Consider the following 26,312-nt stretch of genomic DNA (forward strand, 5'->3'; position numbering starts at 1 on the left):
TTTGGAGGGATCTGATGCGCTTCGAGACCATTCTGTACGACGTCAAGGACCGTGTAGCGACGATCACGCTGAACCGTCCGGAACACATGAACACCTGGAACGACCAGGTGGCGACCGAAGTGTACGAGTCGATGCAGGCGGCGGGCTCGGACCATGGCGTGCGCGTCATCGTTTTCACCGGCGCGGGCAAGGCGTTTTGCGCGGGCGGCGATATTCACAGCTTCGGCGGTGATCCCGCCGCGCTCATGACGAAGCTCCCGCGTCCGTTCGATATGCGCAAGCGCGCCGACTGGCAAACGCGCTGCTCTTACTACCCGGCCATTCCGAAGCCGGTGATCGCGATGCTCAATGGCGCCACCGTCGGCATTGGCCTGATCCACGCCCTTTTCTGCGACATCCGCTTTGCGTCCGAAGACGCGACCATCACGACGGCATTCGCGCGCCGCGGCCTGAGCGCGGAATACGGAATGGCCTGGATACTCGCGCGTCACGTCGGCCAGGCGCACGCGCTCGACCTGCTGCTGTCGGGACGCAAGATCAAGGGGCGCGAAGCCGAACGTATGGGACTCGTGAATCGGGCAATTCCGGCGGACAAGCTGGTCGAGGAGACCTATGCGTACGCGCGTGAAATGGCGGAGTACTGCTCGCCGCGCTCGATGCGCATCATGAAGGAGCAGGTCTGGGAAGGTGCCGTTCCAGACGCCCCACGAGGCGGTGATACACGCCGGGTTGGACATGCCGATCGCCAACCAGTGCGATGACTACAAGGAAGGCATGGCGAGCTTTCTCGAGAAGCGCAAGCCCAACTTCACGGACTACTGAGCACACATAGGACTACCACCTCATGCTGAACTACGAAGTCGTCAGGAACTGGCCGATCGAAGATGTCACGCAGACATATAGCGAGCGCGACGTGATGCTGTATTCGCTGGGTCTCGGTTTGGGCGCAGACCCGCTGGACGCAGAACAGCTGCGCTACGTATATGAAAAGGACCTGCAAGCGATGCCAACTTGCGCGGCCGCGTTCGCGTGGCCGAAATCGTGGATGCGCGATTCGCGTACGGGCATCGACTACCTGAAGCTCGTGCACGGTGAGCAGGACGTTCGCTTCATGCGCCCGATGCCGGTTGCAGCGACCATCGTCAGCAAGACGCGGGTGAGCCGCATCTCGGACAAGGGCGCGGGCAAGGGCGCGATCGTCGAACTCAAGCGTGACATCATCGACGCCTCGACGGGCGAACAACTTGCCGAAGTCCGGCAGGTCTCCTTTCTGCGCGGCGACGGAGGGTTCAGCGCCGAGTCGGGCGCGAGCGACGCGCCGCCCGAAGCGCTTCCGGCTGTGCCGGAGCGCGCGCCGGACGCGGAATACGTCTTTTCGACCGGCGCGCATGCAGCGTTAATCTACCGCCTTTCGGGCGACGCCAACCCCCTGCACGCGGACCCGGAGGTGGCGTCGAAAGCCGGATTCAACCGGCCCATTCTTCACGGCCTCGCGACCTATGGCATGGCGGGTTACGCCGCGATTCGCACCTTCGCGGGCAACGATGCAAAGCGTCTGAAGCGACTCGCCTTGCGCCTGACCGCGCCGGTGTACCCCGGCGAAGAAGTGCGCTTCCAGTTCTGGCGGGACAGTGACACGCGTCTGCATCTGCGGGCGCGCGTCGACGCACGCGATGTGGTGGTGCTGAACAACGGAATCGTGGAAATTGCCTGAAACCGCGCCCGGCAGCGCCGACGCGCTTTGCCGGGCCGCGACTGGAGCCTGACGATGGACCTGAAAGAGAGTCCCGCCGACAAGAAATTTCGCGCCACGGTGCGCGAATTCGTAGCGACTCATTTGCCCGACGACATTCGTGAACGGGTGCTGAACTTCCGCCATGTGCCGCGCGAAGACTACGTGCGCTGGCAACGCATTCTGGCCGGGAAGGGATGGGGCGCACCTGCGTGGCCCGCGCAATTCGGCGGCGCCGCCTGGAATGCCGCGCAGCGCAACATTTTCGACGAGGAATGCTTTACCGCCGGCGCGCCGCGCCAGATGCCGTTTGGCCTTTCGATGGTTGGACCTGTAATCCAGAAGTTCGGCACCGACGCGCAGCGCGAACGGTTCCTGCCGCGCATCATCTCGATGGAGGACTGGTGGTGTCAGGGTTACTCCGAGCCGGGTGCGGGTTCCGATCTGGCGTCGCTCAAGACGCGTGCGGACCGCGTCGAGCGCGACGATCAACCGTTCTACGTCGTCAACGGCCAGAAGATCTGGACCTCGTTTGCCCAATGGGCGAACTGGATTTTCTGCCTGGTCCGCACGGATGGCAGCGGCCGCCCACAGGAGGGCATCTCGTTCCTGCTGATCGATATGTCGACGCCCGGCATTACGGTCAGACCCATCCGCACGCTTGACGGCGGCCACGACGTCAACGAAGTGTTCTTCGACAATGTGGCAGTGCCAGTGAGCAATCTCGTCGGTGAGGAGCATCGCGGCTGGTCGATCGCCAAGTATCTGCTCGGCCACGAGCGGACCAATATCGCCGGCCTCGGCAACTGCAAACGTTTCATGCGACGTCTGAAGGAGATTGCCAGCACCGAGCGTAAGCACGGCAAGCCTCTCATCGAGGACGTTCGCTTTCGCGATCGCATCGCCAGGGTGGAAATCGATTTGATCGCGCACGAATGGTCGCTGCTGCGCGTCGTCTCAGCCGAAACTGCAGGACGTCCCATCGGACCGGAGGCTTCGGTGCTGAAAATCCGCGGTTCGGAGATTCAGCAGGAGCTTACGGAGCTGATCATGGAATGCGCAGGCCCCTATGCGGTGCCTTTTGTAAGCGAAGCGCTGGAGGCGCACTGGCGCGGCGAAACCGCGAACGGCGAGCTGCTCAACGCGCTGGCCGCGCACTACCTGGACTGGCGCAAGATTTCGATCTACGGCGGTTCGACTGAAGTGCAGAAAAACATCATCGCCAAGCAGGCGCTCGGCATCTGAGGACACGCCATGGACTTCACGCTGGTTGAAGAGGAACAGATGCTGGCCGACGTGGTCGGCCGTTTCGTCGAAAAGGAATACGATTTCGAGGCGAGGCGCCGACTCGCCGCTACTCCCGAGGGGTGGTCGGCTGCGCACTGGACTACGCTCGCCGAAATGGGCGTGCTGGCGCTGAACGTGCCGCAGGATCATGGCGGCCTTGGCACGGGGCCGGTCGAGACCATGCTCGTGATGGAGGCCTTCGGCCGTGGGCTCGTACTGGAGCCGTTTGTTTCGACGGCCGTGATCGGCGCGAAGCTGATCGGGCGCGCGGGACACGAGGCGCGCAAGGCGGAGTGGCTGGCTGGTATCGCGGACGGCAGCCTGAAGACCGCGCTGGCGACGCTTGAACCGGGCGCGCGTTTCGATTTGTGGAATGTTGCGATGAGGGCCGAGCCAACGCGTGACGGGTTCATCCTGAATGGACGCAAAGGCGTTGTACTTCACGGCGACAGCGCGGACATTCTGCTGGTTTCGGCGCGTAGCGCAGGCGAGCGGACCGACAAGCACGGCATCACACTCTTCGCCGTCGATGCGCGAACGCAAGGCGTCAGCGTCAAGGGATTTCCGGCACTCGACGGCCAGCGTGTCGCCGAGGTGGTGCTGGACAACGTGCGCGTCGATGCACAGGCTGTGATCGGCGCCATCGATCAGGGCTATCCCTTGCTCGAGTGGACCGTCGATCAAGGTATTTTCGCGCTGTGTGCGGAAGCGGTCGGCGCGATATCGCGGCTGAGCGATCTGACCTTTGAATACCTGCGCACGCGAAAGCAGTTTGGTTCGCCGATCGGCAAATTCCAGGCGCTGCAGCATCGCGCCGCCGATATTTTGACCGCGGTAGAGCAAGCGAAATCGATGGTCTTCTTTGCTGCCGCGAAACTTGGCGAGGACGATGACCTGGAGGCCCATCGTGCTGTTACGGCCGCAAAGGCGCTCATTGGCCGTAGTGCACGCTTCGTGGCGCAGCAAGCGGTACAACTGCACGGCGGGATGGGTATGACGGACGAACTGGCGGTGGGGTGGTACGTGAAGCGGCTCACCTGCATCGACATGACTTGGGGAAACACCGAACACCATATCGAGCTGTACGGTGCGTTCCTGTAATTGCAGTTAATCAGACGACAAGAATGGTCCCGACCGCACATGCCGGTCGATTCGAAGAAAGGAGACAACTGATGTCAGTAGCTTCTCATGGCGCGACTCCGGAGCTGGCGCCAATTCCCGCACACGTATCGCCTGAACGAGTGTTCGACATCGATATCTACAATCCGCCGGGTGCCGAAGACGACTACCATCTCTCGCTCAAGCAGTTGCACGCCGAAGGCATTCCCGACATTCTCTGGACACCCCGCAACGGCGGACACTGGATCGCGACGCGCGGCGATGACATCTATCACATCCTCAAGGACTATGAGAATTTCTCGTCGAAGCAGTTGACAGTGCCGCTCGTCGAGCATCAACCGTTGCCGCCGATCTTCTTCGATCCTCCGCAGCACACCGCCTATCGCGCGCTGATCGCGCCTGCGTTCATGCCACAGGCAATCGGCAAGCTCGAGGAGAAGGCGCGCGAAATGGCGATCGAATTGATCGACGGCTTTTATCTTAAGGGCGAGGTGGAATTCGTATCGGGGTTTGCGCAGCATCTTCCGATCGGCATTTTCATGAACATGGTGGCGCTGCCCGCCGAGGATCGCGAGTACTTGCTCGGCCTCGCTGACAAGATGGTGCGCCCGGTCGATGCCAACGAGAAGCTCAAGGCGCTCGGTGCGATTTTTCAGTACCTGGGGGTGAAGATTGCGGAACGCCGCGCGAACCCGGGTGACGATCTCATCAGCAAGATTGTCCATTCGAAGATCGACGGGCGCGCGCTCACCGACGAAGAAGTGCGGGGGCTCTGTGGTCTCGTGCTGATTGGCGGCCTCGACACGGTTGCCTCGGCAATGGGCTTTATCGCGCGATTCCTCGCTGGGAGCCCGGCCCACCGGAAGCAGCTCATCGACAACCCCGAACTGACGCAGAAGGCCGTGGACGAGCTTCTGCGGCGCTTCCCGGTGGTCAATCAAGGGCGGCGGATCACACACGATTTCGAGTACAACGGCGTGCAGATGAAGGCGGGTGACATGATAATCATGCCGACCACACTGCACGGTCTGGACGAGAGGAAGTTCGACGATCCGCTGAGCGTCGATTTCGCTCGGCCTACGCCGATTCATTCGACGTTCGGCAATGGCGCGCATCGTTGTCCCGGCTCGTTCCTTGCGCGCGTGGAGTTGAAGGTTTTCCTTCAGGAATGGCTTAAGCGGATTCCCGATTTCCAGATCAAGCCTGGCGAGAAAGCGGGTGTCCACGGAGGTGTGAACGGCACGCTATACCACTTGCCTCTTGTCTGGGACGTGGTCCGCTGAGGATCGGTCACAATGGCCTGAGCAGGCCATTGTGACCATGTGCGTCTGTAGAAGGCGATCTGCGGCTCGGTGCGCCCGTCACATGGCGCGCCGACCGCTCCAAACGGGCGCGATTCTGGCACAAGCAGCTGCCTTGCAGTTTTATGGAGATGCCTTGCTCAACGCTCGCCAGACGACCTTCATGGCGTGACGGAATGAGTCCGCATTAACGGTGTCCGCGCCGGACCGGCGAAGAAAGACGACCAGACCGTGCAGATGTGAAAGGAGTAGGGCGCCGCGCAACGTGCATTCTCCCGAAGGCAAGGTTGGGTTTATCTGCGCGATCAGTTCCGCCAGGAGACCCTGAAAATCCGCAGTAGATTTCGCCATCAGGGCATGCAGAAAGGGCTCGTGCTCTGCGAGGCTCCAGGATTCCAGCACAAAGGCGCTAACGCGTTTTCCGCCGCTCGCCGTCAGTACAGAGAACGCCTCGTCGACGATGACATCCAGTCGCGCTTCCGGTGACCGGGATTTGTCTTGGGCGATCGCCCGATAGTGCTCGAAATAGCGATCCGTGTATGCCTCGATCGTGGCCCGCAATAGTTCTTCGCGGGTGCTGAAGTAGTGCTGCAAGGTCCTCAGTCGAATCCCTGCCTCGCTGGCAATGCGGCGTTGAGTGAAACCAGCGTTACCTTCGGATGCGAAGACCTCGATCGCCACTTCGATGATGGCGGGCACGCGGGTCGTTCTGTTCCCGCGCCGTCTGGGCCCGTCTGCTGCCGTGTTGCCGAGGTCTGCCGATGAGATGGTCATGTCTTTCATCTGTTGTGGTCTCCTTGGCGTCTGCTGTCCTCTCGCTTGTTGCCAGTCCGGGATGTGTATCTGCGGGCTATACCCGCCTGATACGAGCGGCGTTCGATCCTGATCGGGCAGCGCCGGCATTAATCTGATGATAGTCAGATGACGAATAAATATGTGTCTGCCGACTAATTAGCTTTTAGATAGAGTCTGATCCAGACACTCCCGACATCACATATCCTACACGAATAAAGGGCAGGTTTGTTCATACCAGCATTTCCCCTGGTGTCATCTGGGCTTGATAATGGGTCGGCTGACTACTATTATTTAGTCAACCGACACATTACGCCGGAACCCGACCATTCCCACCGTGTCGCAAGCCGAAGCAGCAGATTCGCAGGGTTTCGGGTTGGCCGGTTAGAGTCGCCAATTTGCGTTCGCGGTTGTGATGCCAGCAGCGCGCACAGGCCGTAGAAGGAGCTGGACATGAAGGTTGCGGAAGGTTCTTTGCGTTCGCTGATCGACAAGTGGATTGCGCCCACTGCAACCACCCCGGTGCACATCAGCCGATGTACTTTCGCAAATTCAGGCCAGACGAAATGTGTACTTGCGCGGTCGTCCGCCGCTGAGAACGCTTTCGCGATATTCTTCTTTCGGCACGACGACGGGGCATGGCGCGTGTTCCCGCCTCCTCCCCGCAAACCAGAAAGGCACTTCTACGCAGCAACGGGATAAGGGATTCGTCTGATCGCGGTTCATGACCAGCCTATACAAAAGGACTGCCAAGGAAACTGATCCGATCGCACAAGCGTTTTCGGCTGCTTCCGCGATTCGTCCTGCTTTCGCGCCTGAATAGAAAGACGAAAGACCGGCTCATCGTGGCCTGTACTGGGTACCGGACTAAAGCCGAAGAATCCGGGCTGCGTCCGGCCTGCCTATCGATTCATCATCCGCTCTGACGGTTTTCCGAAAGCCATCCATGGTTTGCATCGCCAATCTGCGCAGTCGAAGCGGACACCTCGCAAATGGAAGCGTCACCACTGTCTCGTCAGCGTCACGCACTCTGCACGCATTGGGCACCAGTGCGATTCTGGCCATGCGCGGACCGCTTCGAGTTCATCATCGAACTCAAATCCACGTTTACCCCGCATTTAGAAAGTCGTTCGGAAAATTGCATCACTTAGGGGTGAGCGAGCGTTGACAGTCGAGTTTCGAGCGTTTATCTTTCCGAACAGCATTCGCATTCTGGTGACGCGGTTGGAAGGATCTGAGGCGATGCTGACGAGGTAGGGAGGCCGGTTTCGCTTCATTGCAAAAGTCTGCGGCAGTCCAACGGCCTGGGCCTTTTCTGCGGCAGCTCGACAAAGACAAGAGGAGACGCATGAAACAGAAGAGTCTAAAGCCAAGTGCGATCAGCCTTGGCGTGCACGCGACCTGCATCGCTGCAGCGTGCGGGTTGTGGAGCGCGAACGCCAACGCCTTCCACTTCGATGTGCCGAACCCGGACATCGACATGGAATGGGACAACACGGTGCGTGCGGACTACGGCATCCGGCTTCAGAACCCGAGCCACTTCTACACGAACAGCCCGACCTACGACGAAGGCGATCTATCGACGCCGAAGTTCAGCACGATCCAGTCGATGCTGAACCTCTACAGCGAATTCGATTTCAAGTACAAGGACACGTCCGGCTTCCGCATCAGTATGGACGCGTGGTACGACCCGACGTTCAAGAATCACAATACGAGCAATCCTGCATTTCCGCCGAACTATCCGAACAACGAGTACACCAGCTACATCAAGAAGTACTACCAGGGACCGAGCGCCGAGCTGCGTGATGCGTTCGTGTTCCACACTTTTGACCTCGGTGGTCACTCTGTCAACGTCAAGCTCGGCCGGACGGCAGTCACCTGGGGGCAGTCGGCGTTTGCTACGCTGGGTGGCGCGAACTCGGTGGCCATCGGTCAGCAGCCGCTCGACCTGATGAAACTGACGCAGAGCCCGAGCGCTTCGCTCAAGGAAATCGTGTTGCCGACGGCTCAGGCCAACGTGACGACGAACATTACCGACACGTTCTCCCTCGGCGCGCAGTACACGTTCGAATGGAATCACGATCGGCTGCCTGAAGGCGGCACATACTTCGGCGGTGCCGATCCTATTCTTTACGGCCCTCCGATCGCCAGCTACCAAAACATTCCGGGGCTGGGCACATTCGCGATTCCACGCATCGCGCCGACGAAAGGCCAGATCGGCGATATCGGCGTCAACGGCAAGTGGCGCGTCGATTCGCTCGCAACGACCTATGAATTCACGTACCGCCACTTCGCCATGAAGATGCCATGGGCGGCGGTGCTACTCCCGGGTGCCGGACCGGAACTCTTCCCAGGCACCAACCTTCCTGGTGTTACGGCGAAGTACGGCAACGACGTGAACCTGATCGGCGCTGGCTTCAACAGTGCGATCGGCAGCGCGGCAGTGGCAGGCGAGCTGTCGTATCGCTGGAACATGCCACTCAACGCCGTCAACACGACCACGGTCAACGATGCGCCGACGGGTCGCACGCTGCACGGTCTGCTGAACGTCACGCAGTCGTTCGGCAAGACGCCCTTGTGGGACAACATGTTCCTGCAGGCGGAATTCGCGTTCAACGAGCTGCTAAGCGTGCAATCGAATGCGCGGAATTTTGCCAACTCCAGTTATGACACCACGGGCCAATGCTCGGCATCGGGCAACTCCGCGTTTAACAACTGCTCGACGCGCTTCTGGGCCGGGATCGGCATTGGTGCGAGCCCGCAGTGGTATCAGGTATTCCCTGGGGTTGATTTGACGATGCCGCTGTTCGTTAATCTGAATCTGAAGGGCTACTCATCTGTCATCGCGCCAGCGGCCGAATCACAGGGGCAGAACACCTTCGTGATCGGGCTAGATTTCACGATCTACAACAAGCATGAGGTGGACATTACCTACACCTACTACCTGAACAAGAAGGGGTACTCAACGGCGGGAGCCGCGACGGCGCTCGGTGCACCGTACAGCGACAAGTCGTGGATCGGCATCACCTATCAGACAACGTTTTGATGACGGAGGCACGTGTGAAAAGATTCCCAAAGCTTCTTAAGGCGCTGGCGATACTCGCCGCGGTTTGGGCCTCGCCGTATACGCTGGCAATCGAGAGTGGGATCACCCCGTTCGGCGCGGAAATTGCCGGCAACAAGGACGGCACGATTCCGGCATACACGGGGGGCATCAAGGACTTTCCGACCGGGTTCAAGGCCGACTCCGGTAAATGGGCGGACCCGTTTCCTGGTGAAAAGCCGGTTCTGCAAATCACCGCTCAGAACTATCAGCAATATACCGACAAACTGAGCGCCGCCTCGATCGAGCTGTTCAAGCGCTATCCGACTTACCGGATGGACGTTTACCCGACGCACCGCTCGGCTTCGTATCCGGACTGGTACCTTCAGAACTCGGAAAAGAACGCGGAAAGTGCCAAGCTCGATAAAAACGGCCTTTATATCGATGGGGCGTTCGGCGGCAAGCCGTTCCCGGTGCCGAAAAACGGTCAGGAGGCGCTGTGGGACTGGGAAATACGCTACGTCGGAACGGCCCAGAAAAACAACGTGAAGACGTGGCTCGTCGATTCGAGCGGCACGCCGATTCTTGCTGCGCAGTTCAAGAGTTCGCTGCTCTATCCGTATTTCGAGCCGAAGTACGAAGCGGAGTTTCGCAAGAAGGGTCCCCTCGCGATCTGGTATCAGGTATATAACGACTACGCGGCACCGGCCCGCCTGATTGGCGACACGTCGCTCTTCTGGTACTTCACGGATTCGGCCGATCACGATCAGCAATCGTGGGAATACAACCCGGGCCAACGCCGCGTGCGCGTGGCGCCCGATCTCGCCTACGACACGCCGAACCCCGGCTATTCCGGCGCGATCACGATGGACGACATCCAGTTGTTCTACGGCAAGATCGATCGCTGGAACGCGAAGCTGGTCGGCAAGAAGGAAATGTACATTCCGTACAACGACTACAAGCAGCAGTACGACACGCCGGCCAGCAAGATCACCACGCCGCATTTCGTGAATCCCGATTATGTCCGGTGGGAACTGCACCGCGTATGGGTCGTGGAGCTGACGCTCAAGCCGGGCGCGCGTCACATCTACAGCAAGAAGACGCTGTACTTCGACGAGGATGGCGGCGGGGGAATGATGGATGCCTACGACCAGTCCGGCAAGCTCTATCGCGCCGGCTTTGAGACCACGGTTCCCGCGTACGACTACAAGGTGCCGTATTCGCTCGGTAACTGGTTCTACGACTTCAACAGCGGCATTTATATCTTCGGCAGCCATCCGGCGGACTCGCCCGGGATTTTCTTCAACGTGAACTTTCCGAACGACTACTTCACGCCGGAGCGTATGCAATCCGCGGGTGTGCGCTAATTGCGCGCCGAGTTGAGGATGAGGTATTGAGTGATGCGTCCTGCCCGGCTTGCCTGGCGGGACGCATCACCAGCAGAACGCAAAGCTCGAAAAGAATGGCCTGTTCGTTTCCGGCGCATTCGGCGGCAAGCCGTTCCCGGTGCCGAAGGACGGTCAGGAAGCGTCGTGGGTTTGGGAACTGCGCTACGTGGGTACGGCGCAGCGCAATAATGTGAAGACGTGGCTGGTTGACTCGAGCGGCACGCCGATCCTCGCTGCCCAATTCAAGAGTTCACTGTACTGCCGGCCCAGGCACAAGGAAGGACGCAGCACGTGCGCCGTGCCGGCTATGGCATGGCGCACAAAGAAGTTTTCATAAAAAGCTCAGGACTGTTCGCGTGATCGATCGCCAGTTACTGTGAAGGAGACACAATGCGCAAGACCCTGTTTCGTTGGCTGGCAATCGTCGCCGCGGCATGCGCCGCGAGCGGGGCGGTCTACGCCGAATTCGCCGACCCGATGCGCTCGCCCGCCGTCATCAACCCGCAGGCCGCGCATGAACCGTTGATGGCGCTGGCGCAGGCAGGACAGCGCCTGGTCGCGGTAGGTCCGCGCGGAGCAATTCTCGTATCGGACGACGCCGCCGTGCACTGGCGCCAGGTACCGGTGCCGGTGAGTTCCGATCTGGTGGCCGTTACGTTCAAGTCGGCCGCGCTGGGCTGGGCGGTCGGTCACGACGGCGAGGTGCTCCATACCACCGACGGTGGCAATAGCTGGACGCGACAGCTCGACGGCCAGCAGGCGGCCAGGCTGATGAGCGAGTACTACGCGAAGCAACAGGGCGATTCACCTGATCTCAAGGCGTCGCGCGAAGAGGCCGAGCGCTTTGAAGCAGACCAGGGAGGCCGTCCGTTTCTCGACGTCTGGTTCGATGACGAGCGTTCCGGCTGGGTCATCGGTTCGTTCAACATCATTTTTCATACCGACGACGGCGGCAAGAGCTGGGTGCCCTGGTTCGACCGCGTCGACAATCCCAACGCACTGAATCTGCATGCGATGCGCCGCATCAACGGGACGCTTTATGTCGCGGGCGAGCAGGGCTTGCTGCTCAGGCTCGATCCCGACAAGCAGCGTTTCGTCGCGGTGCCGACGCCTTCGAAGGGCAGCTTTTTCGGTCTCGCTTCGTCGGGCGACGCGCTGATCGCCTACGGGATGCTCGGCAGCGCCTATCGCTCCACCGACGGCGGCGCGACGTGGGACAAGCTGACGCTGCCAACCGGCGCCAGCGTTCTGGCTTCGGGCGAACTGCCGAACGGTCATCTGATTCTCGCGACGCAGGCGGGCGAACTGCTCGAGAGCGCGGACCACGGAGCAAGCTTTCATACACTTGGCGCGAGCCAGCCAGGCGGCATCTTCGCCATGGCGCTGCGCGGCGACACCGCGGTGCTGGTCGGTGCGGCCGGCCTGTCGCGGATCGCATTGTCGAAGTTGCACTAAGGGGGAGCAGACATGGCTGGCGGCAACAATGCCCAATTCGACAAGATGCCCGTGGTGGCGGATCTTGCCGAGTTCGATACGCGCTCGGGTAACGCGCTCGAGCGGTTGATCTTCAACCGGCGTCCGTGGCTCATCGTCATCTGCGCGATCATTACGGCGGTGCTGGGATTTCAGGCGCTGCGGCTCGATGTGAATGCGAGCTTCGAGAAGATGATTCCGCTGTCGCATCCGTACATCAAAAACTACCTCGCCAACAAGGCGGATCTGAAAGGACTCGGCAATTCGCTGCGGATCGTCGTCGAGAATCCGTCGGGTGACATCTACGATCCGAAATATCTCGCGGCGCTGCGGCGTATCAACGACGCGTTGTTTTTGATTCCGGGCGTCGACCGGCCTGGCGTGAAGTCGCTCTGGATGCCGATCGTGCGCTGGAACGTGGTCACGGAGCGCGGCTTCGCAGGGGGACCGGTGATGCCGGACGGCTTCGACGCGTCCGCGCAGGCAGTCGAACAGCTGCGCACCAACGTTGCGCGCGCCAACATCGTGGGCAGCCTCGTGTCGAACGATCTGCATTCGAGCATGATCCAGCTGCCGCTGCTCGATCATTACGCCGATACCGGCAAGCCGCTCGACTACGCGAAGCTCTCGCACCGGATCGACGAGGTCATCAAAGCGGAGGGCCGCGGCGAGGTGCAGGTTCACGTGGTGGGCTTCGCGAAACTGATCGGCGACCTGATCGACGGACTCAAGCTGGTAGCGATGTACTTCGGCGTGGCCGCGGGGATCGCCCTCGTCGTGATCTTTCTCTATACGCGCTGCTATCGCAGCACGCTGCTGGTGGTGGCGTGTTCGCTGATTGCGGTGGTCTGGCAGCTCGGCATCATTCGCACGCTCGGCTATGTGCTAGACCCGTACTCGGTGCTCGTACCGTTTCTCGTTTTCGCGATCGGCGTCTCGCACGGCGCGCAGAAGATGAACGGGATCACGCAGGACATCGGGCGTGGCACGCATCGCTACGTGGCGGCGCGCTACACGTTCCGGCGGCTTTTCCTCGCCGGTCTCACGGCGTTGCTTGCGGACGTGGTTGGCTTCGCTGTGCTGATGGTAATCGACATTCCGGTAATCAGGGATCTGGCATTTACCGCGAGCGTTGGCGTGGGCGTGCTGGTCTTCACCAACCTGCTGCTGCTGCCGGTACTACTGTCATACGTTGGTGTGAGTCCGTCGGCTGCACGACGCAGCGTGCGTGGCGAGCAGAACGACGCACGTGGCACCTCGTCGGCGGGCGCGTTGTGGAATCTGCTTGATCGCTTCACCGAGCGCCGCTGGGCTGTCGGTGCGATCGCTTGTGCGGCGGCGCTCACGGTGCTCGGCTTGTCGATCAGTCAGCACCTGCAGATCGGCGACCTCGATTCGGGCGCGCCGGAACTCAGGCCGGAGTCGCGTTATAACCTCGACAACGCGTACACCAACGCGCACTACGGTCTGTCGAGCGACCTGTTCGTCGTGATCGGCAAGTCGTCGCACGGCACCTGCGACGCCAACAACTTCCCGCTGGTGCTCGAGGCGGACCGGCTCGAAACCACACTGCGGGGCGTGCCGGGGGTGCAGACCACCACCTCGGTCGGCGGTCTCGCGCGCTGGGTGACGTCCGGGTTCTACGAGGGCTACCCGAAGTGGTACACGATCGACCGCGTGCCTTCGATCGTGAACAAGACGGTGTGGCAGATCCTGCTCGATCATCCTGATCTGCTGAGCCAGACCTGCGGCACCGCACCGGTCATCGCCTATCTGACCGATCACAAAGCGGCGACGCTGTCGCGCGTGATGGAGGCTGCAGAGGCATTCGCGAAAACCCATAGCGACGCCGATCATCAGTTCCTGATGGTCGCCGGGTCGGCGGGCATCGACGCGGTGACGAACGTCGTTGTTGCCAAGGCGAACCGCACGATGCTGTTGATGGTGTATGCAGCGGTGATCCTGCTGTGTTTCATCACGTTCCGCAGCTGGCGCGCGGTCGTGGTGGCGGTCGTGCCGCTCGGGATCACGTCGGTGCTGTGCGAGGCGCTGATGGTCAAGCTCGGCATCGGCGTGAAGGTGGCAACGCTGCCGGTGATCGCGCTGGGCGTGGGCATCGGCGTCGACTATGCGCTCTATCTGCTGAGTGTGCAGCTCGCGTATCAGCGCGCAGGGCAGCCGCTGCGTGTAGCCTATCGGCACGCGGTGCAGTTCACCGGGAAGGTCGTGGCGCTGGTCGGTGTGACGTTGGCTGCCGGCGTCATAACGTGGGCGTTCTCGCCGATCAAGTTCCAGGCCAATATGGGCATCCTGCTCACGTTCATGTTCCTGTGGAACATGATCGGCGCGCTGATCCTCATTCCGGCGCTGTCGCATTTCCTGCTGCAAGGCATTTCGCGTAAAGCAGTGGCGAAGGGCGGCGCCGCCGGTTCCACGAAGGTCGAGGCCTGTAGCGGTGAGGCAACGCTGCGGTCGTGACTGCGTAACGGGTGTCGCTCTTCGCGCGGCACCCTGGCAGGACAAAAGAATTGGCCCGCTATCCGTGGAGATAGCGGGCCGGTTTGCCTGCAGGTCACGCGGCGCGTTGGGGCGAACCACTCGTTGCGCTACACCACGGACATCGAGAAGCTCAGGATCTCCGAGACCCCGCCGTCGACCATCAGCATTTGCCCATTCATGTAGGAGCTCGCTTCGGAGGCGAGAAAAACCGCGACGCCGCCGAGTTCCTCGGGGTTCCCCCAGCGTCCCACCGAGATATGCGAGCGCACGATTTCCTTCATCCGCGGGTTGGACGTGACAGGCTCGGCCATTTCGGTGAGGAAGTAGCCGGGGCAGATGCCGTTGCAACGAATGCCGTGCCGGCCCAGTTCCGCGCCGAGCGATTTCGTCAGTCCGGCAATCGCGTGCTTGCTGGCCACGTATGCCTGCAGCTTCTCGCGACCGAGCACCGACACATAAGACCCGACGTTGATGATGCGTCCGTGTCCGTGTTCGATCATCGGGCGCGCAACTTCCTGCGCGAGCACGTAGGCGGCCGTGACGTTGGTATCCATCGTTCTTTGCCACATGTCGAGGTTCGACTGCAGAAAATCACTCCACTCGCAAATGCCGGCATTGTTGAGCAGGACATCGATGCGTCCGTGGCGTGCAAGGACGTTGCGAACGCCGTTTCTGATTGCGCCCTGATCGGTGAGGTCGAACGGTTCGATATCGACGTCGCCGCCCGCTTTACGAATCGATTCCGCAGCGGTTTCGAGGCTCGCGCGCGAACGCGCGCACAGTATCACCGTCGCACCCGCTGCCGCCAGCGCGTTAGCCATGGCGAAGCCGAGGCCGCGCGACGCGCCGGTGACGAGCGCAATCTGTCCTTCCAGTGAAAAGAGTTTCATAGTCTGACTCCGTGGATCATGCGAAGGCTGGTTACTGGTGGCGAATGACGATCTTGCCGAAATGCTGCTGGCTTTCGAGGTGCCGCAGCGCATCCGGTACGCGCGCAAAGTCATAAACCGAGTCGATGACGGGCTTGAGCTTGTGCAGTCCGATCGCGCGGTTCATCGCTTCGAAATCCTGACGGGAGCCGACGCGGATCGGCGCGATCGACAGTCCGCGCGTGAAGAATCCTTCGCCGGGAGAAGGGGCGCCGGTCAGCAGTCCGACCACGCTGATGCGCCCGCTGTCGCGAGTGGCGGCAATGGACTTGCCGAAGGTTTGGGCGCCGCCCACCTCGACGACCAGATCGACCCCAAAGCCATCGGTCAGGCGCAGCACGGCGTCATCCCAATTCGGCGTGTCGCGGTAGTTGATCGTGGCGTCGGCGCCGAGTTCGGCAAGCCGTTTGAGCTTCGCTTCGCTCGACGAAGTCGCGATCACGCGCGCGCCGAACAGACGGGCGAGCTGCAGAGCGAACAGCGATACCCCGCCAGAGCCCTGTACGAGCACGGTTTGGCCCGGCAGCAGCGGCGCATGCTGGCACAGCGCGTTCCATGCGGTGAGCGCGGCGCAAGGCAGCGTTGCGGCCTCCTCGTCGGAAAGATGATCCGGAACGCTAACCAGTTCTTCCTCGCTCAGCACCGCCTTGTCGCGCAGCATGCCTTCGACGATAGCGCCGCGGCCCAGCGTATCCGCGTGTTGCGGGCGAGTGCCGCCGTGCCAGTTCTGCGCGAAATTGGCCATCACCCGGTCGCCGGGTCGGAAGCGCCGCACGCCTGGGCCGACGGCAAGCACGACGCCCGCGCCGTCCGAGGCCGGAATGAAGTTAGGCGCCATCCAGTCGCGATACGCACCGTTGATCAGCAGCAACTCGCGGAAATTCAACGAACTCGCATTGACCTGTACCAGTACCTGATGAGCGCCGGGCGGCGCCGGATCGGGTTCCTCGCGCAATGCCAGACCCGCAATACCTTCAAACCGTTCACATCTATAGAGCTTCATTGGTCGTCTCCATGGTGTCGAACGAGGGCGTCGAATTGAGCGAAAAGCGACGTTCTCCTCATTCTTCTCGTTGACAGCTACAAAAAAATGAGTTCAGAATGTAGAACATTGTTCAACAAAGCGTTCGGAGCGTCAAATTGAAAATACTGGTCGCGGTGAAGCGCGTGATCGACTACAACGTGAAACCTCGGGTGAAATCCGATGGTTCGGGCGTCGATCTGGCCAACGTGAAAATGGCCATGAACCCGTTCGATGAGATCGCGGTGGAGGAGGCGGTGCGCCTCAAGGAAGCGGGCGTGGCGAGTGAAGTCGTCGTGGTGTCGGCGGGAACCGCGCAATCGCAGGAGGTGCTGCGTACGGCGCTCGCGATGGGGGCTGATCGCGCGGTGCTGGTGGAAAGCGATGCGGATCTGCAACCGCTCGCGGTCGCCAAGCTGCTGGCCGCCGTGGCCGCGCGGGAAACTCCGCAACTGGTGCTGCTCGGCAAGCAGGCCATCGACAACGACGCGGGACAAACCGGCCAGAAGCTCGCCGCGTTGCTCGGTTGGCCGCAAGCCACGTTCGCGTTCAAGACGGAGGTGGACGGTCAACAACTACTCGTCACGCGTGAGATCGATGGCGGACTCGAGCGTGTCGCGCTCGATCTGCCGGCGGTGGTCACGACGGACTTGCGTCTGAACAGTCCGCGCTACGTGACGCTGCCCAACATCATGAAAGCGAAGAAGAAGCCGCTGGAGACGCTGAGCCCAGACGCGCTGGGGGTCGACGTTGCACCTCGTCTGAAGGTTCTCGAAGTGACCGAGCCGCCGGCGCGTAAGGGCGGCGTGATGGTTCCCGATGTTGCAGCGCTGATTGAAAGGCTTCGTAACGAAGCGAAGGTGATCTGATCATGACTATTCTCGTAATCGCCGAACACGACAACGCAAGCCTCAAGCGCGCCACGCTCAACGCCATCACGGCGGCGGGCGCTGCGGGCGGCGACATTCATGTACTGGTCGCAGGCCACGGCGCGTCGGCGGTGGTAGAGCAGGCCGCGAACGTTGCCGGCGTCGCCGAAGTGCTCGTCGCGGATGCACCCGAATACGCGCATGGGCTGCCGGAAAATCTGGCCGCACTCGTCGTTTCGCTGGCTAGCGGTTATACGCACGTGATCGCGGCCTCCACGGCCGTGGGCAAGAACTTCATGCCACGGGTGGCCGCGCTGCTCGACAGTGCGCAGATTTCCGACGTGATCGCTTTCAAGGCCCCCGATGTGTTCGTGCGTCCGATCTACGCCGGCAATGCACTCGCCACGGTCCAATCGTCCGACGCAATCAAGGTCGTCACGATTCGTCCGACCGCCTTCGATGCGGCCGCTACCGGTTCGGCCGCCGCGCCGTCGCGCGCAGTCGCATCGGCAGCGGCTTTCGACAAGGCCCGTTTCGTCGGCCAGGAACTGACGAAATCGAGCCGGCCGGAGCTTGCGGCAGCCAACATCGTGGTGTCGGGAGGCCGAGGCATGCAGAACGGCGACAACTTCAAACTGCTCGACGCGCTCGCGGACAAGCTTGGCGCCGCAGTCGGCGCGTCGCGCGCCGCGGTCGACGCCGGCTTCGTGCCGAACGACTATCAGGTCGGCCAGACCGGCAAGATCGTCGCGCCTCAGTTGTATATCGCGGTGGGTATCTCGGGCGCGATTCAGCATCTCGCCGGTATGAAGGACTCGAAAGTCATCGTCGCGATCAACAAGGACAGCGAGGCGCCGATCTTTCAGGTGGCCGACTACGGTCTGAGCGCCGACCTCTTCGAGGCCGTGCCGGCACTGACCGCGGCGCTCGATTGACGTTCGCCCGGATTGACACTGGCCAGAACGCTGTTCAAGATAATTGAACTGATAGTTGCAATAGGGCCGTCGACTGCGCGGCCGCCACATAAAAAGCCGGAACCGGTGCCTACGCCGGCCATATGACGAAGGAGATAACAATGGGTAACACCAGTCCCGATTCGGGTGAGCACACTGTCCGCCTCGATTTTGTCCCGAAGGACAGTTACCTGTCGAAGCAGTTTCTCGAGCGCGAGAACGAGCGCCTCTGGCCGCGAATCTGGCAGGTCGCCTGCCGTCTGGAAGAGATTCCCAACGTGGGCGACTTCGTGACCTTTGACGTGGCCGGCGAATCGATCATCGTGGTGCGAACCGCGGGAGATCAGATTAAGGCCTTCTTCAACGTCTGCCAGCACCGTGGCCGGCGCCTGACTAATGGCTGTGGCAAGGCCGCGAAATTTCACTGCGCCTATCACGGCTGGCAGTGGAATCTGGATGGCAGTCTTGCGCGTGTGCTCGACAGGCAAGATTGGGAAGGTTGCCCGGAAATGGCTGACGGGGACCTTCGTCTCAAGGACGTGCTGGTCGATACGTGGGGCGGGTTCGTGTTCATCAATATGGATCCGGATGCAGAGCCGCTCGCGAAATTTCTCGACCCGGTGCCGGAGATCACGAACTGCTTCGAGTTCGAAAAGATGCGCTACCGCTGGTACAAGTCGATTCGTCTGCCGTGCAACTGGAAGGTCGCACTCGAAGCGTTCAACGAGGGCTATCACGTAGCGGCAACCCATCCGCAACTGCTCGACGTCGCCGGCGATGACGTGACGCGCAGTTTCTCCTATGGCCGCCATGGGATGTTTGGTTATTCGACGGCTACGCGGATGATCGGCGCGCCCTCGCCGCGAACCGGCAAGCCGATGCCGGAAGACGTACGCCAGGGGCTCGTGAACTTTTTCCGGGTAATGGAAGAGACTCTGAAAGCGATCAATACCGCGCGCGATTACGAAGCCGCGAAGCGCCTGATGACCGAAATGTCGCCGTCGGGTAACCAGTTCGAAGTCCTCGGGAAGGCGATGGAATTTCAGCGCGAGGCGGCCATCGCCGAGGGTGCGGGCTGGCCCGAGATCTCTTTCGAACAACTGGGTCGCGCGGGAGCGGACTGGCACGTGTTTCCGAATCTGGTGTTCCTGCCGTACCCGGACGGCGCATTGTTCTATCGCGCGCGGCCGGATGGCGACAACCCGGATTCGTGCATCTACGACATCTGGTCGCTGCAGCGCTTCGCGCCTGGGGCGGAGCCGCCGTTGAAGCGCGAGTTCTATTACGGCGTGGACGACTGGAAGGAGAACTCGCAGGAGAACTTCGGCCTGATCCTGTGGCAGGACTTCCAGAACATGACCAACGTTCAGCAGGGCATGAAGTCGCGCGGCTTCAAGGGTTTGCGCACCAATCCGCTGCAGGAATCGTCGGTTTCGAACTTTCATCGCGCGCTGCGCGAATTCATCGCGCGGGATGAGTGATGTCGACAAACTGGGACGCAACCTACGACTTCGTGGTGGTCGGCAGCGGCGGGGGTTCGATGTGTGCGGCGCTTGCCTGCAAGTCGGTGGGCAAAGAAGCACTGATCATCGAGAAGCAGGCGAAGGTCGGTGGCTCGACCGGATATTCGGGCGGGGTCTGGTGGCTTCCGAACAATCATGTGATGAAGCGTCACGGCGTCAGCGATTCCTATGAACGCGCGCGCCAGTACTTCGATGCGGCGGTTACTTATCAAGGGCCGGGGACTTCTGACGCGCGACGCGAGGCTTACTTGCGCACCGGCCCGAAGATGGCCGAGTTTCTCGAGCAGCAGGGGATGCAGTTCGTGTACGCGGACGGCTGGTCCGATTACTACGACACGCTGCCCGGCGGCGAGCCGCGTGGCCGGTCGCTGCTGGCCAGGTTGTTCGACGTGAAGGAACTGGGCGAATGGGCGCCGCGTCTGTCGCGCTACAAGGGCCCGTCGATGCCGGCCAACTCGGACGAGTATCCGCAACTGTTTCTGATGAAGCGGACGTGGGGCGGCAAGCGCAAGGCGATGCAACTGGGTGGCCGGATGCTCTATCAGAAGATCACCGGCAAGGAGCTCGTGGCCAACGGCGCGGCGATTCAAGGGCGCATGCTGCAGATGGCGCTGCGCGCGAACGTGCCGATCTGGACGGACACGCCGGTGCGCGAGTTCATCGTCGAGGACGGACGCGTGACCGGCATCGTCGCGGTACGCAGCGGCCGCGAGTTGCGCGTGCGCGCTCGCGAAGGCGTCCTGATGAATACCGGCGGCTTTTCACACAACGCGGAAATGCGCCGCAGGTACCAGCCGCAGCCGTCGTCCGCGGACTGGACCAATGCGAATCCGGGCGATACCGGTGAAATCCTGCAAGCCGCGATTGCGCTCGGCGGCGCAGTGGACTGCATGGAGGAAGCGTGGTGGGTCGTGACGTCGCTCGGTCCCAACGAGGAACTGCCCGAAGGTGCACGCGCGCCGGATGGCTCGCCGCTGCCGTTCATGCATCACCTCGACCTGTCGCTGCCGTTTTCGATCATGGTCGATCAGGACGGCGAGCGCTTTTGCGACGAAGCGGGAGCGTACATGGAAATCGGTCAACGCATGTACCAGCGCCACAGGCAGACGGGTAAGGCCGTTCCCGCATGGGTCGTCATGGACAGCCGGCAGCGTAAGTACTACCCGTGGGGCACGGCGATGCCGGGCCAGATTCCGCAGAAGTGGCTCGACAGTGGGTACATGATCAAGGCTGACACACTCGAAGAACTGGCCGCGAAATGCAGTATCGACCGTGCTGGGCTGCTCGAGACCGTCAAGCGCTTCAACGGCTTCTGCGAAACGGGCGTCGACGAAGATTACGGTCGCGGCTCGCGCGCATTCGATCGCTGTCATGGAGACCCGACCATCAAACCGAACCCCAATCTCGGGCCGATCGAGGAGGGGCCGTTCTACGCCGTGCGCATGTATCCAGGGGATGTGGGCACGGCAGGCGGTCTCGTGACCGACGAGTTCGGACGTGTGCTGAAGGACGACGGCTCGCAAATCCCTGGACTGTACGCCACCGGCAACTGCACGGCATCCGTGGTTGGCCGGTGTTATCCGGGCGCCGGCAGCAGCATCGGCGCATCGTTCGTGTTCGGTTATATCGCGGCGCTGCATGCGAGCGGCGCGCAAAAGATCTGGTGACACAGGAGAGTGACGAATGAATGCCTATCAGCCGCCCAGCAGCGAAGTCCTGGTCGACATCTACAGGCGCATGGCTCTCATCAAGCAGAACGATGAGCGCTTTCGTGCCGTTATCAAGGCAGGCAAGCTGGTGATGCCGTACTACTCGCCGCGCGGGCAGGAAGTGATTCCGTCGGCGATGTCGGTGTGTCTCACCGACGACGACTACATCTGCACGATCTACCGCGGCGTCCACGACATGATCGCCAAAGGTGTGCCGCTCAAGGAACTCTGGGCCGAGCTCGGAGGGCGAGTGACGGGGACGTGCAAAGGCAAGGGCGGCCCGATGCACGTCACGCATCCCGCGTCGGGCGTCATGGTGACGACCGGAATTGTCGGCAGTTCGATGCCGATCGCAAATGGGCTTGCGCTCGCCGCGCAGATTCGTGGTGAATCGCGCGTGGCCGTGGCCTACTTCGGTGACGGCGCATCAAACATTGGCGCCTTCCACGAGTCGCTGAACATGGCGTCCGTGTGGAAGTTGCCGGTGATTTTCGTCTGCCAGAACAACGGCTATGCCGAGCACACCAAATACGCGTATGGCACGTCCGTGCCGAACATCGCCCAGCGCGCCGTCGCGTACCAGATGCCCGGCATCACGGTGAACGGCAACGATCCGATTCAGATGCACAGGGCGGCGCGTGAAGCGGTCGAGCGCGCGCGCAACGGCGGCGGCCCGACGCTGATCGAAGCGAACACGTTCCGCTTTCAGGGGCACGTGTTCGGCGACCCGGACGCCTATATGGACAAGCACGAAAAGGCCGCCTGGCTCGCGAAGGATCCGGTGCCGCTGTTCCGTCAGTGGCTCATCGATGCGAAGCATGCGACCGAGGAGCAACTGGTTGCGATGGAAGCCGAACACGAGGCGCAGATCGACGCTGCGGTCGAATTCACGCTGTCGAGCGAATATCCCGATGTCGCGGAGCTTCGGCGCGACATCTTCAAGGACGAGGTGCTTGCATGAGCCAGCAGCCAACCAACATCAACACCATCCAGGCGGTCAACTTCGCGCTCGACGACGCGATGGCCGCCGACGCCAACGTAATCGTGCTGGGTGAAGACGTTGCCGACGGCCAGGAGGGTGGCATTGTCGGCGTAACGAAGGGACTGTCGTCGAAATACGGCACGTCGCGGGTGCGTTCGACGCCGATTTCGGAGCAGGCCATCATCGGTGCGGCAATCGGCGCTTCGATGGTCGGGATGCGTCCTGTGGCGGAAATCATGCTGATGAACTTCACGACCGTCGCGATGGACATGATCGTGAATCACGCCGCGAAGCTGCGGTTCATGTCGGGCGGACAGACCAATGTGCCGATCGTCATCCGCACCATGACGGGCGCGGGCTTCGGCACGGGTGGTCAGCACGCCGACTACCTCGAGGCCTGGTTTGCGCACGTTGCCGGCATCAAGGTCGTCACACCGTCGAATCCTGCCGATGCGTATGGCTTGATGCTGTCCTGCATCCGTGATGACGACCCTTGCCTTTTCATCGAGAACATGCCGACCTACTGGAATCCGGGCAGTGCGCCGGAGCGGGGCGTGGCGATCCCGCTTGGAAAGGCCAACGTCGTGCGCGCAGGCACGGACGTCACGTTGATCAGTTACAGCCGCCGCGTGCAGGAGGTGATGGTTGCCGCGGAGGCGCTCGCGAAGGACGGTATCGCCTGCGAAGTGATCGATTTGCGCACCGTCTCTCCGTTGGATACCGAAACTATTCTGACTTCGGTTGCAAAAACCGGGCGCGCCGTTGTCGTGCACGAAGCCGTCAAACCGTTCGGCGTGGGTGCGGAAATCGCATCCCGTATCTACGAAGCCCTGTTTCGCGAGCTCAAGGCGCCCGTGCAGCGCGTAGGCGCGCAATTCTGCCCCGTGCCGTTCTCGAAGCCGCTCGAAGATGCGTTCGTACCGGGCGTGGCCGAAATCGAATCGGCGGTTCGCGCGACGCTGAAATGACAGGCACGAACACCCGGAATTCCATCATCAATAGAGCAAGGTCATGACCACACAAGTTCTGCTTCCCAAACTGGGCTTTTCCATGAACGAAGGCACGCTAGCCGAATGGCTGGCGGACGACGGCGCAACCGTGAGCGAAGGGCAGATTCTCTACGCGCTCGAGAGCGACAAATCGATTCAGGAAGTCGAGTCGCCCGCATCGGGCACGCTGCGCATCGTTGCCCAGGTTGGCGAGGTGTATCCCGTCGGCACGGTGCTGGCGGAAATCGTCTGATTGGCCGCAGGCCGTCACGCCATCCAACAGTCGTTCGAAGAGGCATCCGCGATGAGTGTCGAATCCGTTACTACGCGAGCGCAGTCCAATGTGAATACCGGCCCCGGCGAGGCCGCAGTCCCCGCGTTCGGCGCGAATCTGCCGCCTTGGCCGCAGGTCGATTTCGCCGAATTCGGCGAGGTGGAAGTCAAGCCGGTGTCGCGCATCCAGAAGCTCACAGGAGCCTTCCTGTCGCGCAACTGGCTGACGATCCCGCATGTGACCCACCACGACGACGCTGATATTACGTCGCTCGAAATCTATCGCAAGGCCCGTAACGAGGCGGGCACGGCGGTTAAGCTGACGCCGCTCGTCTTCCTTATCAAAGCCGTGGTGCGGGCTTTGCAGGAGTTCCCGCAATTCAACGCGTCGCTCGACGGTGACGGCAAAAACATCGTTCTGAAGAAGTACTTCCACATCGGGGTCGCCGTGGACACGCGCTTCGGATTGCTCGTGCCGGTGCTGCGCGATTGCGACAGGAAGAGCGTCGAAGAACTCTCGGTGGAACTTGCAGCAATTTCGCAGAAGGCTCGCGAAAAGGGTTTATCGATGGCAGAGATGTCGGGCGGTTGCTTTTCGATCAGTTCGCTCGGCGGCTTTGGCGGTACTGGTTTTACGCCTATCGTCAATGCGCCGGAGGTGGCGATTCTCGGCGTGACTAAAACCCGGCTGGCGGCCGCGCCGGCGGATGACGGCGGCGTCAGCTGGCGCAAGATGCTGCCCCTGTCGCTCAGCTACGACCATCGCGTGATCAACGGAGCCGACGCGGCGCGCTTCGCCGCATTCATTGGAACCGTGCTGGCCGATCCGCAGACGCTCGCTGGCTAACAGTCGATCTGACAAAACAACGACGGGATTGAGATGAGAACCCTTGGCGAGATGATCGAGCGAAACGCTCGCTTGCATGCCGATCACACGGCGCTCGTGTACGCCGACCGGCGTCTGACGCACAGTCAGTTGGCGGAGCGTGCACGCCGCTTTTCGGGAGCGCTATATCAGCGCGGCCTGCGGCGCCAGGACCGGGTTGCGATCCTCGCGATGAATTGCGCGGAGTACTACGAGAGTTACCGTGCATGCGAGTGGGCCGGCTTCATTCTGGCAACCGTCAATTTCAGGCTGGCTCCCGCGGAGATTCTTTATATTCTTCAGGATGCGGCGCCTAAAGCGCTCGTATTCGAAGCTCAGTATGCCGACGTCGTGAACGGGCTGCGTTCGCAACTGCCGGAAATCGAGCAGTACATCTGCATTGGCGACGCGCCGGAATGGGCCGTTTCATTCGAGGCGGTGATGAAAGCCGGCCCAATGGAAGGGCCGCCGATCCGTTCGAAACCGGAAGACTACGCGTACCTGATGTACACGAGCGGCACCACGGGGCGTCCCAAGGGCGTCGTGCGCACGCACCATGCCATGTGCGTCACTGCGGAAAGCTGCGCGCTCGTGACGGAGTTTTCGGGCAATACCCGCGTGCTACAGACGACGCCGGCGTTCCACGTCGGCGGGATTGGCTTCGTTAATTCGGTGGCCTGGATGGGCGGCACGACGGTCGTGCATCGCGCCTTCGAGCCGAAGCAAATGCTCGAGACGATCGCCGAAGAACGGATCACCTTCACGTTCATGGTTGCCGCGATGCTTCAGGCGGTCCTCGATGTGCCCGAGCTGTCGAGCTATGACGTGTCCAGCATCGAGAACATAGTCACGGCGGCAGCGCCGGTGCCTGCGCCGCTGCTGTCGCGCGGCATTCAGGCGCTCGGCCCGGTGTTTTCGGTCCAATACGGCATGACCGAGAGCAACGCCTGCTGGTTGCCCGCGCATGAGGTCAAGCCGCTTGGGTCTCCGGAACAGGTGCGGCGTCTCGCATCGGTGGGGCGCCCGTGCCCCGGCATCGACCTGCGCATCGTCGACGACCACGGCAACGATCTGCCGCAAGGCCAGACCGGCGAGGTCTGGCTGCGCTCGCAGACGCAGTTGAGTGGCTACTGGAACAACAGCGTGGCGACGGTGGAAGCACTGCGCGATGGCTGGTATCGCTCGGGCGACATGGGCTACCAGGACGAGGACGGCTACATTTTCCTCGTCGACCGCAAGAAGGACATGATCATTTCCGGCGGCGAGAACATCTACAGCCGTGAAGTCGAAGATGCGCTGCTCCAGCATCCGGCAGTCATCGACGTGGCGGTGATCGGCGTGCCGCACGAGAAGTGGGGAGAGTGCGTCAAGGCGATCGTCGTTTTGCGCCGTGGCGAGCAAGCCGGCGAAGCCGAATTGATCGAGTTCTGTCGCGGCTTGATCGCGAGCTACAAATGTCCGAAAGCCATTGCATTCGTCGACGAATTGCCGAGGCTGCCGACGGGCAAGATCAGCAAGGTGAGTCTGCGCAGGCAGTTTGCCCAGTGAGCGGCAATCGCCTCAAT

The 26,312-nt window shown here is 61.5% G+C and carries 21 protein-coding genes and 1 pseudogene; 19 read left to right on the forward strand and 3 right to left on the reverse strand.

Annotation, left to right across the window (positions count from 1 at the left end; all coding sequences use genetic code 11):
- Nucleotides 1-14: 14 nt before the first annotated feature.
- From OKW28_RS10930 to OKW28_RS10950, 5 genes and pseudogenes are all read left to right on the forward strand, one after another.
- A pseudogene (locus OKW28_RS10930) lies at nt 15-822 on the forward strand (enoyl-CoA hydratase).
- A 22-nt stretch (nt 823-844) separates the two neighbouring features.
- Nucleotides 845-1,714: a MaoC/PaaZ C-terminal domain-containing protein gene (locus OKW28_RS10935; RefSeq protein WP_429445407.1), complete on the forward strand. Its 870-nt coding sequence runs from the start codon at nt 845-847 to the stop codon at nt 1,712-1,714.
- 54 nt (nt 1,715-1,768) lie between these two features.
- Entirely contained in the window at nt 1,769-2,977 is a 1,209-nt protein-coding gene (locus OKW28_RS10940; RefSeq protein WP_429445409.1) for an acyl-CoA dehydrogenase family protein, read from the forward strand.
- 39 nt (nt 2,978-3,016) lie between these two features.
- Nucleotides 3,017-4,120, forward strand: a complete 1,104-nt coding sequence (locus tag OKW28_RS10945) for an acyl-CoA dehydrogenase family protein (RefSeq protein ID WP_429445411.1) — start codon at nt 3,017-3,019, stop codon at nt 4,118-4,120.
- Nucleotides 4,121-4,191: 71 nt separating this feature from the next.
- Nucleotides 4,192-5,421 (forward strand): cytochrome P450, encoded by a 1,230-nt coding sequence (locus tag OKW28_RS10950; RefSeq protein WP_429446921.1) that lies wholly within the window; start codon nt 4,192-4,194, stop codon nt 5,419-5,421.
- Nucleotides 5,422-5,562: 141 nt separating this feature from the next.
- On the opposite strand, the gene OKW28_RS10955 is transcribed toward OKW28_RS10950, so the two are convergent.
- Nucleotides 5,563-6,222, reverse strand: coding sequence for a TetR/AcrR family transcriptional regulator (locus tag OKW28_RS10955; protein ID WP_429445412.1), 660 nt, complete (start codon nt 6,220-6,222; stop codon nt 5,563-5,565).
- Between the two features lie 1,357 nt (nt 6,223-7,579).
- Here OKW28_RS10955 and OKW28_RS10960 point away from each other — a divergent pair.
- The 5 genes from OKW28_RS10960 to OKW28_RS10980 are packed head-to-tail and all read left to right on the forward strand — an operon-like array spanning nt 7,580 to nt 14,613.
- Complete coding sequence (locus OKW28_RS10960) at nt 7,580-9,277, forward strand: DUF1302 domain-containing protein (RefSeq protein WP_429445414.1); 1,698 nt, start codon at nt 7,580-7,582, stop codon at nt 9,275-9,277.
- A 14-nt stretch (nt 9,278-9,291) separates the two neighbouring features.
- A complete protein-coding gene (locus OKW28_RS10965) occupies nt 9,292-10,641 on the forward strand; it encodes a DUF1329 domain-containing protein (RefSeq protein ID WP_429445416.1) in 1,350 nt (449 codons plus the stop codon).
- A gap of 49 nt (nt 10,642-10,690) precedes the next feature.
- Nucleotides 10,691-10,999: a DUF1329 domain-containing protein gene (locus tag OKW28_RS10970; protein ID WP_429445419.1), complete on the forward strand. Its 309-nt coding sequence runs from the start codon at nt 10,691-10,693 to the stop codon at nt 10,997-10,999.
- A gap of 53 nt (nt 11,000-11,052) precedes the next feature.
- Nucleotides 11,053-12,117 carry a WD40/YVTN/BNR-like repeat-containing protein gene (locus OKW28_RS10975; RefSeq protein WP_429445421.1) on the forward strand — a complete coding sequence of 355 codons (1,065 nt, stop codon included), beginning with the start codon at nt 11,053-11,055 and terminating at the stop codon, nt 12,115-12,117.
- Nucleotides 12,118-12,129: 12 nt separating this feature from the next.
- Nucleotides 12,130-14,613: an efflux RND transporter permease subunit gene (locus OKW28_RS10980; protein ID WP_429445422.1), complete on the forward strand. Its 2,484-nt coding sequence runs from the start codon at nt 12,130-12,132 to the stop codon at nt 14,611-14,613.
- Nucleotides 14,614-14,741: 128 nt separating this feature from the next.
- Here OKW28_RS10980 and OKW28_RS10985 read toward each other — a convergent pair whose 3' ends face one another.
- Together OKW28_RS10985 and OKW28_RS10990 are read right to left on the reverse strand one after the other, a co-directional pair.
- On the reverse strand, nt 14,742-15,524 hold the full coding sequence (locus OKW28_RS10985) for an SDR family oxidoreductase (protein ID WP_429445424.1): 783 nt from the start codon (nt 15,522-15,524) through the stop codon (nt 14,742-14,744).
- 31 nt (nt 15,525-15,555) lie between these two features.
- On the reverse strand, nt 15,556-16,566 hold the full coding sequence (locus OKW28_RS10990) for a zinc-dependent alcohol dehydrogenase family protein (RefSeq protein WP_429445426.1): 1,011 nt from the start codon (nt 16,564-16,566) through the stop codon (nt 15,556-15,558).
- A gap of 137 nt (nt 16,567-16,703) precedes the next feature.
- Here OKW28_RS10990 and OKW28_RS10995 point away from each other — a divergent pair, with 137 nt between their 5' ends.
- The 9 genes from OKW28_RS10995 (at nt 16,704) to OKW28_RS11035 (ending at nt 26,295) form a co-directional block, all read left to right on the forward strand.
- The gene (locus OKW28_RS10995) at nt 16,704-17,453 is read left to right on the forward strand and encodes an electron transfer flavoprotein subunit beta/FixA family protein (RefSeq protein WP_429445428.1); all 750 of its coding nucleotides are present in this window, start codon (nt 16,704-16,706) and stop codon (nt 17,451-17,453) included.
- Nucleotides 17,454-17,455: 2 nt separating this feature from the next.
- A complete protein-coding gene (locus OKW28_RS11000) occupies nt 17,456-18,388 on the forward strand; it encodes an electron transfer flavoprotein subunit alpha/FixB family protein (RefSeq protein ID WP_429445429.1) in 933 nt (310 codons plus the stop codon).
- A 140-nt stretch (nt 18,389-18,528) separates the two neighbouring features.
- On the forward strand, nt 18,529-19,887 hold the full coding sequence (locus tag OKW28_RS11005) for an aromatic ring-hydroxylating oxygenase subunit alpha (protein ID WP_429445431.1): 1,359 nt from the start codon (nt 18,529-18,531) through the stop codon (nt 19,885-19,887).
- Nucleotides 19,887-21,596, forward strand: coding sequence for an FAD-binding protein (locus tag OKW28_RS11010; RefSeq protein WP_429445432.1), 1,710 nt, complete (start codon nt 19,887-19,889; stop codon nt 21,594-21,596). Before OKW28_RS11005 ends, OKW28_RS11010 begins: the two co-directional genes overlap by 1 nt.
- A 16-nt stretch (nt 21,597-21,612) precedes the next feature.
- Entirely contained in the window at nt 21,613-22,599 is a 987-nt protein-coding gene (locus OKW28_RS11015) for a thiamine pyrophosphate-dependent dehydrogenase E1 component subunit alpha (RefSeq protein WP_429445434.1), read from the forward strand.
- Nucleotides 22,596-23,588, forward strand: a complete 993-nt coding sequence (locus tag OKW28_RS11020; protein ID WP_429292146.1) for an alpha-ketoacid dehydrogenase subunit beta — start codon at nt 22,596-22,598, stop codon at nt 23,586-23,588. The genes OKW28_RS11015 and OKW28_RS11020 overlap by 4 nt, the downstream gene beginning before the upstream one ends.
- Before the next feature lie 43 nt (nt 23,589-23,631).
- Nucleotides 23,632-23,862, forward strand: coding sequence for a biotin/lipoyl-containing protein (locus OKW28_RS11025; RefSeq protein WP_018425497.1), 231 nt, complete (start codon nt 23,632-23,634; stop codon nt 23,860-23,862).
- Between the two features lie 51 nt (nt 23,863-23,913).
- Nucleotides 23,914-24,729, forward strand: a complete 816-nt coding sequence (locus tag OKW28_RS11030) for a 2-oxo acid dehydrogenase subunit E2 (protein WP_429445435.1) — start codon at nt 23,914-23,916, stop codon at nt 24,727-24,729.
- A 33-nt stretch (nt 24,730-24,762) separates the two neighbouring features.
- Nucleotides 24,763-26,295, forward strand: a complete 1,533-nt coding sequence (locus tag OKW28_RS11035; protein WP_429445437.1) for a class I adenylate-forming enzyme family protein — start codon at nt 24,763-24,765, stop codon at nt 26,293-26,295.
- Nucleotides 26,296-26,312 lie beyond the last annotated feature (17 nt).

The sequence above is a fragment of the Paraburkholderia sp. 40 genome (assembly GCF_050434105.1).
GTDB lineage: Bacteria > Pseudomonadota > Gammaproteobacteria > Burkholderiales > Burkholderiaceae > Paraburkholderia > Paraburkholderia tuberum.